This window comes from Parabacteroides massiliensis, from assembly GCF_900155425.1.
GTDB classification, from domain to species: domain Bacteria; phylum Bacteroidota; class Bacteroidia; order Bacteroidales; family Tannerellaceae; genus Parabacteroides; species Parabacteroides massiliensis.
Genome location: NZ_LT700191.1, coordinates 1,003,096 through 1,015,096 on the forward strand (window position 1 = coordinate 1,003,096; position 12,001 = coordinate 1,015,096).

A 12,001-nucleotide genomic window follows, 5' to 3' on the forward strand; every position below is an offset into this window, starting at 1 on the left:
GATTTTAGCAATCGCCATAAATTGCTCCATACAAAGCTCCCATCCCATTAAGATTTTAGTTGCATCAATTCCACAAAGTTCAACTTTATTAATTTCCACTCTTTTCCTTTCAGACAGATAGGATCAAGCTCTTTATCATATGTATGGCTTTACCAAATAAAGACAATAAAATGATAAAACTATTTCCACAAAAAACGAACCTCCCGTCTCCCTGTAAACGACAGGGGCGTGGAGGCTCGCCAACTAAAAGAATAAACCGTTTTAACCGGTGATTGTAAACCGGGTACTGCCAAAGATGGAGAGACCCAGTTTATTCATTATATATTTGATCGCCAGTTGTGCTTTCACTGAATTGCCGGAGCTATCCAATGGAGGCGCAAAGGCGGAGATTCCGAAGTGTCCGGGCATGATCCCCATCACACCGCCGCCAACACCCGTCTTGGCCGGAATACCGGAAGTGTACAACCAGTCTCCCGTACGTTCATAGAAACCGACTGTCGCCACTAAGGAGGTGATTTTCGGAGACAAAGAAGCGTCGAAAACAGACTTCTTGGTAACCGGGTTCACACCGTCGTTGGCAACAGTCGCAGCAGCGATGGAAAGTTGTTCGGCCGTGATACCCAACGAACACTGGCGGGTGTACAGGTCGAGCGACATATCCGGATCGTCGTACATCCGGTTGTAGTTTTTCAACAACCAGGCAATAGAGCGGTTGTTGAAATTGGTGGCCGTCTCGGACTTATACAGCTCGTCGATCAACTGCGGGGCACTTCCGCAAAGGTCAGTAATGTTGGAAACGATAGCTTCCCACTTCTTGTCTGAATCGCCGACCGGCTGCACCATACTGCAAGCCGTGATCGCACCGGCGTTAACCAACGGAGTGGAAGGATGATCCTTTTCCAGCAAAATGGCCATGATGGAATTGAAAGGCAAGCCGGTCGCATCAGCACCGATCATCTCAAGCAATTTCTGTGCTCCATACTGACGAAGAGCCAAGATAGCCGTATGCACTTTTGAAACGGACTCGATTCCGAAACGGTAGGACGAATCTCCTAGCGTAATGATCCTGCCGTCCAACAAGCAGATACTGATGCCGAACAGGTTCTTGTCGATATTAGCCAGGTAAGGAATGTAATCGGCATTCTTACCGTCCGTATTATCCTTGAATTGTTTGAAAGCCTCCTGTGCCGCCTCTTCTATTTGTGAAACGGAAATTGTTTTATTCATGATTGCTTCTTTTTATGGGGCATTCCCGTATGAGTAAAGACAGAACCTTTCACTTCTTGATTCTTATCCTGAGCGATACGGGTAGGAGTCGGGTATTCGAGTTTTTCGAGTTCCGCAACAGCGCCCGTGATATCGTTCAGCAACTGGTCTGCCATGTCACGGCTGAATCCCTGACGGGCAACGATACGCATCACGACATAGTTTTCAAGATTATTTGGCAATGTATAGGCGGGAACCATCCAGCCGCTTTGTTTCAATTTATCCTGCAAGTCGTACAGTGTCCACTTCGCCTTCTTCGCATAATCCGGTTTCAGGTACCAGATGAACAACGGGTTCACGACTTCGTTGCTGTAGTTTACAAACGGAGCCATCTTGCCGATCTGGTCATGCAGGTATTGGGTAACCGCCATGCTGTTTTCCTGTACTGCTTTATATCCTTCGAATCCGAGACGGATGAACTGGTAGTATTGTCCGAGGATTTGGGCGGCAGGACGAGAGAAGTTCAGACCTACCTGAGTAATGTTGGCCCCTAAATAATTCACGCTGAATGACATGGAATCAGGCAAATAGGATTTGTCTTTCCAGACAACCCAACCCAGGCCCGGATAAACCAGACCGAACTTATGTCCGGATGTACTGATGGAAAGAACCCATTTCAAACGGAAGTCCCATTTCAATTCCGGTTTCAGGAACGGAAGGATAAAGCCGCCGGAAGCAGCATCCACATGAATAGGAATATCATAACCAGTCTTTGCATTGTAGGCGTCGAGAGCTTTATCCAAAGCCTCCACATCATCGTTCAGACCTGTCCACGTAACACCTTGGATCGGCACGATACAGATTGTATTTTCATCACACATCTTCAATGCCTCTTCAGGATCGAGCGTAGTCTTCTCCAATGTCAGAGGGACCTGGCGCATTTCAATTTGCCAAAGTTGGGCGAATTTTTCCCATACGACCTGGAATCCGGTAGAGATAACAAAGTTCGGTTTGTCTACAGGCTTGCCGGCGGCCAGTCTTTTTTTACGCCAGCGCAACCAAGCGGCGACACCGCCTAACATACATGCTTCGGACGAACCGATAGCCAATGCCCCGGCTTTCCATTTTGCCTGTTCGGGGGTATTCCACAAATTAGCTACGATGTTGATACATTTGGCGTTCATAACGGCAATACGCGGATATTCCGTTTCATCAATGTAGTTGATGCTGATCGCCTCGTTCATCAGTTTGGTTGCATAGTCGTCCATGTAGGTAGTCACGAATGTCGCCAGGTTCAATCGAGGTTGTGTCTGGGCAAACGTTTCGTCTTTAACCATCTGATACGCGATCTCCGGAGTGGTCGGGCCATCCGGGATTTTGTCTACAGGAGAGGCTTGTAACATCTTTTCCGAGCCATAGATTGCTGTCTTGGCATCGCCTTTTCTAAAATTAGAATCTTCCATGTCTTTTTTGTTTTTAATTATTAATGGCGTTATCGACTTGTTTCGGCCGATTGTATGGCAAAAACAGCTACTATCCGCAATTGTTCCGGTTTTTTGGTTAAACATACGATATTTGGGGTTTATTAAAATAATGAACATTCGTTATTCGGGATTGTTTCAATACAAAATAAATAATGTTTTAACGAAACGATTATGCGAATACAGACAGGACAGGGGACGATTCCCCTTATCACATTAATCGGCATATGGTCGATATCGGCACTGAATGCATTGCCCGGCCTGGCTGTCTCCCCCATCTTAGGGAAACTTTCTGCTATTTTTCCGCATTCCACCGAACTGGACATACAGATGCTTTCGTCGCTTCCCTCCTTATTGGTCATCCCTTTTATCATCTTGTCGGGCAAGCTGACGGAAAAGATCAATAATATTCTCCTACTGCAAGCCGGCCTGGTGATCTTTTCGCTGAGCGGGATTCTGTATTTGCTATCCACAAAGATGTGGCAACTGATTGCCGTCAGTGCACTTTTAGGAATCGGTTCGGGCCTGATCGTGCCGCTTTCCACTGGGTTGATCTCCCGCTTTTTCAGAGGGGCCTACCGGACAAAGCAATTCGGCCTCAGTTCGGCAATCACGAATATGACCTTAGTACTGGCGACGATTCTGACCGGATATCTGGCGGAAGTAAACTGGCATCTGCCGTTCGTCGTCTATCTGTTTTCGCTGATCTCGATCATCCTCTCGTTCTATCTGAAAAAAAACATTTCGCCATATCCCGATACAGGTATAAACACAACCAACCGGGAAACGGAAAGACCTGCCGATAGCAGTTTCGGGAAGTTCGGCATACAGATACGCCACCTGATGCAGATCATGTCGTTCTACGGGCTGGCCACTTATTTAGTGATCATCATCAGCTTCAACCTGCCGTTCCTGATGAAGGAGTATCATTTCACCAGCGGGAATTCGGGCATCATGATCTCGCTCTTTTTCCTGGCTATCATGGCACCGGGATTCATACTGAATCAGATCGTCTCCTTCTTCGGCAAAAAGACCAAGTTTGCCTGTATGCTTTCCATTGCGATCGGGATGGCTCTCATCCTGGTCTCCCGGACGGAATGGTTGATCGGGCTGGGTTGTATCTTTGCCGGGTTAGGCTACGGTGTCATACAACCTGTCGCTTACGATAAGACGACCCGTACGGCGATCCCGTCCAAAGTGACGCTTGCACTGGCATTCGTTATGGTCATGAACTATCTGGCCATTCTTCTTTGCCCTTTCATTATAAACATGTTCAAGGATATGCTCCATATCGAGACACAACAGTTCGCTTTCATCTTCAATATGGTGATCGCCCTGATAGCTGCCGCATGGGCTTATATCAAACAGGACTCGTTCTTGTTTGACGACCGTATCAAACAAGTATAACATTAAAATCCCAAGCATCGTGAAAAATAAAGTAAGAGAAGCCAATATCTACATGATTATTTCCAAGACTTTCAGCGGATTGAATATGAATGCGTTAAAATACCTCCTCCCGCTATGGATAAGCCCGCTGACGGGTGTAACCCTGCGCTGTACGTTTGCCGCCCTTGCGTTCTGGATCATCGGTATGTTCACCAAGCCGGAAGCTTCCACCCGTCGGGAAAAGATTCTCTTATTCCTGTTGGGAGCACTCGGCATCTATGGCTTTATGTTCTTTTATTTGTTAGGATTGAGCAAAACGACCCCTGTCTCAAGCTCCATTTTCTCCAGTTTACAGCCTATCTGGGTATTCATCCTTTCTGTCATTTTCTTTAAAGAGACAATCACAAAGATGAAAATAACCGGTATCCTGATCGGATTAGGTGGCGCATTGCTCTGCATCCTGACTCAGAAAAGCGATGACCTGGCCTCCGATGCCTTCACCGGAAATTTACTTTGCCTGCTAAGTTCCTTAGCTTATGCAATCTATCTGATTGCGAGCAACCGGATATTGAAACATGTGGGAGTTATGACGATGCTGCGCTACACCTTTTCCGGTGCGGCCTTCTCCGCCATCATCGTTTCCGGATTTACAGGGTTCGAAGCGACACTTTTCTCGTTTCCGATCCATTGGAAACCGATGGCAGTCTTGGCTTTCGTCCTGATTTTTCCGACCGTTATCAGTTACCTGTTAATCCCGGTCGGACTAAAATACCTGAAAACCACACTGGTTGCCATCTATGGCTACCTGATCCTGATTGTGGCGACCATTACCTCGCTGGCATTAGGACAAGACCGTTTCAGTTGGCCCCAGTTAATAGCTATCCTCCTGATCTGTTCGAGCGTTTATTTCGTTGAAATAGCGGAAAACAAGGAAAAATCATAAATTTTTCTCTTTCTTTGTAACAACTGCTTTTCCGTTACAATCCGCAAAACCACCCGTCCACCTTTTCAAAACGAAGCGTTTCTATTTTGAGGTTCTTTTCCAAAACGAAGCGTCTCTTTTAGAGCAAAATCAAACGGCATTCAAATGGACTTCTAACCCTATTTGAATGCCGTTCTTTTATTACTTTTTGTGATGAAAAAGTGTCTGCACAAGTTGTTAGTCTCGTACTTTTTCCGTAACTTTACAAAGTAGTTAAGATGGCATGTTACAACTTTTTATCGTATGTCGAATAGGCCTCTATTTGCAGAATGCGACGAATAACGCCCTTTTCTATATTATCTAAGCAACGTCCCAGCGTCCGAAGCATAGCCGGAATGATCTCCTGTTCATAAAAGATGCGAGGCCGCATACCATAGTCTATTTTTACAATCTCCTGCTCGCAAATATCGCCGGTGTCATAGCCGGAGTCTGCCCAAAACCATGTGGCGGCGGTTATCGGTTCCCCTCGTTTATACGCCCATTTGATAGATGATGCCCCGCGCCCATAAGGTAATGGGGACGGATGGAATATCAACGTACCCCAGTTCGCCTCTTTCAGTTCTTCATCGGAAACTTTCACCGTAAGGAGTGGCGCAATGGCAAGGTCACAACGATACCCTTCACACCAAAGCGTATGCCCTTTTGCCTTAACGAACATTTCGGCCGCTTTGAATGCCTCCGACTCGCAATTTCCCAATATTTTAATTACCATTCCCTATATATTTAAATGCCTGAACCGCCCTGAAATGGCCGCCATAACCGGTTGCCGCACGATCAGACTTATTTAACCTTTGGGCCGAACGTGCCATCGAAGCCGCACTGCGCCCTTTATTAACTCCATATAAATGTGCTCCGGTTTGTATCCACTTTTTAGAGTGACGTAACGCTCCACATAGTTGCGGGTGTGAAGTGTGAAAGAACACCGGGTAAGGTTTACCACATCTACCATGTCCCTGAAGATGATATTCACAAACGGCCGCTAAAAATTTAGTACCAACACCTATTCCCTGCCATTCGGGAAGTACTACCAACCGGGTGGACCGGTAAGCCTTTGCCGTAAAGAGTGGCGTTACCGCTAAATGGCAGACGGGCTCACCACCGACAAAGCCCACGAAATACTCGGCCGCAACCGGCATAGGAAGGTCTAAATAATAATGCTGCTTAAACAACCTTGGGAATATAGTTCCCCTGACTTTATAAATTTGAAGTTCGAGTTTTGGACGTTGCCGAAGGCAGTCACGGTCGTAAAACCGTGCCTCCGCAGTATCATACACCCAGTCAGGTTGTAGCCATTCGATTATATCATAGTGGCAGGAAAGAAGCACGATCTGCCCGCTGCCACGTCTCCATGTCTTCGAGAATGCGGCGGCCCCGACCTTGGCTATCTGCCGGTCAATGACCGATGTAAACTCGTCCACCACGGCGTGCCGCGGTCGTTCACACGCCAAACGCGCAAGACCTGCCCGGAATTTTTCACCGTTGCTCAGCACATGAAATGGCCGGAGCCACGCTGGAACATCACCAAGGCCAACTGCCGAAAGCATACCCGTCACCGTGTTGAAGTCTCCGTCAGGAGCAATACAGTCCACAATCGGCTTATCCTTATCCCAGCCGGAATAGAGGTCATAAATAGGTTCTTTGAATATTTTGTTTCCAATACTGGTTTTTCCACTACCGGATGGTCCGACGATCAATCCGATTTGCCATTCCCGGTCCTCGATTGGTAGCTCTACTGTCTTTTCCCAATCACAGCCTTTTTCTGCGTTGAAAAGGCTTTTTACCCGTGCGGCCCGATAGCTGTTGAAGTCGCTACAATGGTGTTGTACCTCTATTTTCATACATTCACCACTTTAAGGGTTAGACCTTCTTTCAAGAGACGTTCGTAAATCTCCTTTTGTTCTTTTTCATCTGTGCAAATGACGATTACGCCATATTGCGGCTTGTAAGTGTACTTGCTCATACTTTGTTTTGTTTTATGGGTTTGGAACAAAGGTAGAGCCAAACTATTGGACGAACTAATTTAAACCGAATGTTATACTGCACCGCTTGTGCAGTCACTTTGGAAACGTTTCAAAAGACCATACACTTTCCGTTCGCTCACGGCATACCTTTCAGAAAGTATAGCTACAATATAGGACACTTTTTCACCATTCTTGTACAGATTCATATAATCGGAATACAAGTCAATATACTGGGTATCTTCGAGGCGTATTCCCGCCTCATGTAACTTTTTCAACAACTCACGATTGAAGTTTAGTATCTCTATCACTTTCATACAAACAAAAATTTAGTACCTTTGCAATGTCTCACTTATTAAACAACAAAAAAACACCCAAGTGGCGTGGCAGAGGGCATTTGCCCCCGGCCGCGCGCCGCTTGGGTGTGTAAAGTTGAATAGTAAGTGAGACGACTGTTTTAACAGGCCGGGGGCTTTTTTCTATCCCTTCCCCCGCGGGGATTCATCCATTACCCGGCTTCATACAAAGCCAAGTCCAATGCGTCCTTTTTCTTCCATCCTTCAGACAACGCGTCTTGTATGTGCTTCATCGCTTTCACGTAGAAATCCTGAAGGTCTGAGACCGTTTCAAACGTCCTGTAATACGGCTCATCATCCGCACCCAGCTTGAACGTCACCGGCAGGTTCCGCCCTCCCGTTTGGACGGCAAGATCGTATGCGGCTTTGTAGTTGAACTGGTTCTCGCTGGACAGCCATACCGGAATTTCCTCGTATGTGAATCCGGAAAGGATGGCCTTGTCAGTCTCCCGGTTATACCAGGCCGTGACCGTTGACCGTATCTCCTCGTCGGTCGGCTTATGGTTGAACTCCTCTTCCATGTAGGAAGCGGAACCGTCTTCCTTCTTTTGCACATCCCAGCGGATGCGCCACTTGTTTTTGACCGGGTTCGTGCATTCCAGCAGCGACACACCGGCACTTCCTTCTACTCGTTTCATGTAAACACGTATTTGGTTCTACCTTTGCCAAACGTTTCCGTCTTTATCGTTGTCTCAAACGGAAAACCGTCCGGCATTTCCCTTACCTGTGCAAGGATGTTTTTCATTTCTTCCGAATTAGTGAAAAACTTCTTGGACTCACCATTCTGCTCGATACTCACGATACAGCGGTCCTCGCCCTGTTCTGTCTTGATTCCCGTTTCAAAGTCTTTCACTATGATGGGAAGGTTCACCAGTTCCCGGATGCTTACCACAGTGCCGGGAAAACGTTTCTTGCCGTCCTCCGGCTTATAGGAAACGTTCAAATCTTTAAAACTTTTCATTTCTTTGCCTGTTAATTTTTTAAACAACATATTACAATCCGCGTGCTTGGCCATACCATAAAAACTGGCCACCAATTCACGCCGTCTCCTTCTCGATTTAACCTCGTGTATCTTCCGGGCAAAGTTCTTTTTGATGCGCTTCCTTAAAAGCACACGATCGGGATAGATAACGTATCCTAAGAAATCGATACCCTCCGTCACTGGGAATATACGTTCGTTCTCCTTTACTTGAAGACCGATAGATTCTATACACCCGTGGACGACATCACGAATCTTCCACAATTCCGCTTTCGTTTCACCCAGTACCACACCGTCATCACAATAGCGGTAGTAATAACGGACGCCGTACCTGTCCTTCAAATAATGGTCTAAATAAACAGACAACAATAAATTGCCCAGCCCCTGCGAACTCCTCAGGCCGATACTGATACCCTCAGGCATCAGCCGGACAAAGTTATCCAGCATGGCGATGAGCTTCCTGTCCTTGAATATCCGGTTCACGCAATACATCACGAAATCTTGTTTCACGCTTTCGTAGAACTTCTTGATGTCAAACTTATAACAGAACCGCGTGCCTTCCGGATCTTCTTTCATATCACGGCGAATATACGCCATCAGATCGTGCGAGCCACGTTTTTTGATGCTGGCCGAAGTGGTTCGGATAAACCGTTTCCTCAAACGCTTGTCTACGATGGTCATGATAGCGTGTACGGCGATACGGTCTCTCATGCTTAGTACCTGAATACGCCGTAACTTACCACCTTCCACTATATCCCGTTCATGATAATCTTTCACCCGGAAACTTCCGGATGCGATCGATGCGGTCAGTTCATCCAACACCTCTTCCTTATGCGCAAGCAGGTAACGCCCTTGGCGGCTACGCTTTCTTTTCGTGCCGCGAAGGACTTGATCAAAGGAATCCTCCATATTGGACGGTTCTATAATCTCTTCTATTATGTAACCTTCTCTACGCATATCATATCACATTACGGCCACACGGCCTTCAATCTCCCGGGCCTGACTTCTTCGAGCCTTGCGGCCTACCAAACTCTACCCGACGCTTGATTTCTCAGTTTTCCAACCCTTCCGGGCCGCTGTTACTGGGGCTTGTTCCCCTCGGCTCCACGGTGGGGACAAGTCCCCGGTGTTGTACGCCGATTTTAATTTCCTTCGATTGTTGTTCAGACGGGAACCGATATTCGAGTTCGAGTTCGAGGCATCGTTATTCGCATTCGCGTACGACACACCACCATTCGCATTCGAGTTATTGTACCCACGAAAAACCACACGGCTTAAAGGAAACGCCACCCTTTGGAATACAAAGGTATTATTTTTCATGCGGAAACACTGTTGATATTATATTTTCGACGGGCTTACGCCCGTTTTCGTTCGCTTCGGATCACACAAACGGGAACGAGAACGCTTTACGTTTTGTCGCTTCGCTCCCGTTTTCGATCATGCCTTTTCGACTATCGCCTTGTACGCTTCCACGCTTTCCGCTTTGACGATCCGACCGCGGAAGGCCAGACGGGAGCCGACATACGTGCTCGAGCCCGATGCATCGTAATTCGCATACGCACCCGACACGCCGCCATCCGCATGCGCACTGTAGCACCCGCGATAGACCACACGGCTCGATGCGGTAGATATGTAGTATTTATCGCAATAATACGTGCTGGACGAACCGTTTGCGGTTCCCACTGGTATCACGTCCATATACTTGCCATGGGCGACACCCGTTATCCACTGGTCGCTCGAGGTCTTGCCTTTCACCATACGGGTCGTACCGTCCGGCATCCAGATACGCCACTTGCCCTGGTTTGCGCTGTCATTGGGTAAATCTACGCCGTCCATCATGTCGTACTTATGCCCGTAGATATCCTCATAGCCCAGACAACTGATATTGTTTACCTGAGTCACGGTCGGAGAACCATACTCGTCCTGCCCACGATACCAAGCGTACTGGTGGATAGAACCGTCCACGATGGAATTCGTGATCTTGTCGTTTATTTTATACGCTTCATCATAACCGATCGTATCCTGCATGCCGTAGCCCGCCGTACCGCCCGTGATACGATTGTTCGTATGCTGACCGCCTCCGCACTGTTCCTGGCTGTCACGACGGCCATATCTTGCGTAAAACAAGTTCGCTATACGGGAGTGCATCAACGCGTCTATCTGTTGCATACCGCGCTGAACCGAGTAATAATGAAAGTCGATCCAGTTCATGCTGGCCGTCGTGGAATTACCCGTTACGCATGAACGCAACTTGCTACCCACCACACTGCTACCCACCACGGCGCAAAGATGTTCCTCGTTGGCCACCCAATCGGGCTCCATATCCTCGATCTTGTCGGAGTTGGAAAGAACGACCTTGTCGAACTCGGCCGTGTTCAAGATCGAGAAGTGCAAGGCCGTGGCGTCCTCCGGAATATCCGATATCAAGTACATGCCCGCCTCGAACTTCAAGCCGATCGTTGGAACCACGATGGTTTTGACTACGTTTCCAGAGCCGTCTACAAATAGACTGCCGACCAGACCCGTGCCGGGAACACTCGGAAAACGCACACGCTTGTAACCTTGCACATCCACCTTGCAGACCGAATAAGTCTTGTCCGTGCTATAAGAATCCTTCAACGTGGGCTTGCCACTCAGTAGTTTGCGTTCCGCCAAGTAGCCGTCCTTGGTCTCTTTTATATCATCCAGTGTCAAAACGGTTACTTCGGGGATGGGAGGCATATCGTCGGGGCCGTTGGAACTGTAACAACTGTAATATTTCTCGTTCAGATAGTCATTGATACCTTTCGACCAGAAGAACGGCTCGTACATCATCCAGTCGCCCTCGCTGCTGTCAAGTTTGGCAGCGCTTCCGTCGTAATATTTATTGCTGGTGGTATCATCCAAAGGACAATAGGTCATCTCACCATCCAAATTGTTGATGTCGACCGCCTGGCCCGCCATCTCCACTTTACGGCTCGTGGGTTTCTTCGTCACCTTGGCAAGCACACGGTGGCGCTTCTTGAGGATCGCCACTACGTGGGCATTCATGACGTAAGCATTTCCATACTTATAGCCGGTCTCGTTGTCCGGGTTGGAAATATTGGCATCGTCCGGTACGCTCTCGTCCGACTCGATGATACTGTAGGCCGGTTGCACGATCTCCAGTTCAGGGTACCGCTCCCTGTATCTGTCCGCTTCTTCGTCCTCCATGTACTTTGTCAGGCGGAGCCTGCCACGCAATCCGGAATGACGGTTGTCTATCGCTCCGGTGGAGGTATAGGTACCATAATCGTAGTATTTTCCGAGCAGCCTGCCGTCATCCTCCATATCGATGTCAAGGACAAAACGCTCCAGTTTACCGCTACCGTTCAACTTGGCCTGATGAAGACGTTCCAGCATGGCAAACCCGTCAATGCCCGGACAACCCATGAACCGGTAGCCTCGCACGTTACCGATGCCATCCAGTACCAATCCGCTCTCTGCCAACCTGGGAAGATATTCCAGAAACAGTTCCTCTATCGTTTCCGGCAAGCATAACTGCACAACAGGCGCACCGGTGGCAAGTTTCACGCGGGTAAGCCCCGTGCCTCTCACGTCCAGCTTCTTCAACCGTCCCTGCCAGCTCAAGTCCAAGGTCGTCACGTTGCCGTTATCGCCATTCCGTGCCAGCA

General features: G+C 48.1%; 10 protein-coding genes and 1 pseudogene. 2 read left to right on the forward strand and 9 right to left on the reverse strand.

The window, feature by feature from the left end; translation table 11 throughout:
* Nucleotides 1-261: 261 nt before the first annotated feature.
* Entirely contained in the window at nt 262-1,227 is a 966-nt protein-coding gene (gene glsA / locus BQ9893_RS15150) for a glutaminase A (RefSeq protein ID WP_075966769.1), read from the reverse strand.
* Complete coding sequence (locus BQ9893_RS15155; RefSeq protein ID WP_075966770.1) at nt 1,224-2,669, reverse strand: glutamate decarboxylase; 1,446 nt, start codon at nt 2,667-2,669, stop codon at nt 1,224-1,226. Before BQ9893_RS15155 ends, glsA begins: the two co-directional genes overlap by 4 nt.
* 192 nt (nt 2,670-2,861) lie before the next feature.
* Here BQ9893_RS15155 and BQ9893_RS15160 point away from each other — a divergent pair, with 192 nt between their 5' ends.
* Both BQ9893_RS15160 and BQ9893_RS15165 read left to right on the forward strand, forming a co-directional pair.
* On the forward strand, nt 2,862-4,094 hold the full coding sequence (locus BQ9893_RS15160) for an MFS transporter (RefSeq protein ID WP_075966771.1): 1,233 nt from the start codon (nt 2,862-2,864) through the stop codon (nt 4,092-4,094).
* 19 nt (nt 4,095-4,113) lie between these two features.
* Entirely contained in the window at nt 4,114-5,016 is a 903-nt protein-coding gene (locus BQ9893_RS15165) for a DMT family transporter (protein WP_075967401.1), read from the forward strand.
* Between the two features lie 265 nt (nt 5,017-5,281).
* On the opposite strand, the gene BQ9893_RS15170 is transcribed toward BQ9893_RS15165, so the two are convergent.
* The 7 genes and pseudogenes from BQ9893_RS15170 to BQ9893_RS15200 form a co-directional block, all read right to left on the reverse strand.
* Nucleotides 5,282-5,767 (reverse strand): formyltransferase family protein, encoded by a 486-nt coding sequence (locus BQ9893_RS15170; protein WP_005647375.1) that lies wholly within the window; start codon nt 5,765-5,767, stop codon nt 5,282-5,284.
* A complete protein-coding gene (locus tag BQ9893_RS15175) occupies nt 5,757-6,893 on the reverse strand; it encodes a GNAT family N-acetyltransferase (RefSeq protein WP_005647377.1) in 1,137 nt (378 codons plus the stop codon). The genes BQ9893_RS15170 and BQ9893_RS15175 overlap by 11 nt, the downstream gene beginning before the upstream one ends.
* A complete protein-coding gene (locus BQ9893_RS22360; RefSeq protein WP_005647379.1) occupies nt 6,890-7,015 on the reverse strand; it encodes a hypothetical protein in 126 nt (41 codons plus the stop codon). Before BQ9893_RS22360 ends, BQ9893_RS15175 begins: the two co-directional genes overlap by 4 nt.
* 72 nt (nt 7,016-7,087) lie before the next feature.
* The gene (locus BQ9893_RS15180) at nt 7,088-7,330 is read right to left on the reverse strand and encodes a hypothetical protein (RefSeq protein ID WP_005647381.1); all 243 of its coding nucleotides are present in this window, start codon (nt 7,328-7,330) and stop codon (nt 7,088-7,090) included.
* 191 nt (nt 7,331-7,521) lie between these two features.
* Nucleotides 7,522-8,007 (reverse strand): DUF4376 domain-containing protein, encoded by a 486-nt coding sequence (locus BQ9893_RS15185; protein ID WP_005647383.1) that lies wholly within the window; start codon nt 8,005-8,007, stop codon nt 7,522-7,524.
* A complete protein-coding gene (locus BQ9893_RS15190; RefSeq protein WP_005647385.1) occupies nt 8,004-9,305 on the reverse strand; it encodes a reverse transcriptase domain-containing protein in 1,302 nt (433 codons plus the stop codon). Before BQ9893_RS15190 ends, BQ9893_RS15185 begins: the two co-directional genes overlap by 4 nt.
* A gap of 480 nt (nt 9,306-9,785) precedes the next feature.
* Nucleotides 9,786-12,001, reverse strand: a pseudogene (locus tag BQ9893_RS15200) (hypothetical protein); the annotation flags it as partial.

Bases quoted from the DNA above. Each gene is read 5' to 3' on its own strand.
- BQ9893_RS15170 (WP_005647375.1), bottom strand. From the start codon at position 5,767: ATGGTAATTAAAATATTGGGAAATTGCGAGTCGGAGGCATTCAAAGCG.
- BQ9893_RS15185 (WP_005647383.1), bottom strand. From the start codon at position 8,007: ATGAAACGAGTAGAAGGAAGTGCCGGTGTGTCGCTGCTGGAATGCACG.
- BQ9893_RS15155 (WP_075966770.1), bottom strand. From the start codon at position 2,669: ATGGAAGATTCTAATTTTAGAAAAGGCGATGCCAAGACAGCAATCTAT.
- BQ9893_RS15160 (WP_075966771.1), top strand. From the start codon at position 2,862: ATGCGAATACAGACAGGACAGGGGACGATTCCCCTTATCACATTAATC.
- glsA (WP_075966769.1), bottom strand. From the start codon at position 1,227: ATGAATAAAACAATTTCCGTTTCACAAATAGAAGAGGCGGCACAGGAG.
- BQ9893_RS22360 (WP_005647379.1), bottom strand. From the start codon at position 7,015: ATGAGCAAGTACACTTACAAGCCGCAATATGGCGTAATCGTCATTTGC.
- BQ9893_RS15180 (WP_005647381.1), bottom strand. From the start codon at position 7,330: ATGAAAGTGATAGAGATACTAAACTTCAATCGTGAGTTGTTGAAAAAG.
- BQ9893_RS15190 (WP_005647385.1), bottom strand. From the start codon at position 9,305: ATGCGTAGAGAAGGTTACATAATAGAAGAGATTATAGAACCGTCCAAT.
- BQ9893_RS15175 (WP_005647377.1), bottom strand. From the start codon at position 6,893: ATGAAAATAGAGGTACAACACCATTGTAGCGACTTCAACAGCTATCGG.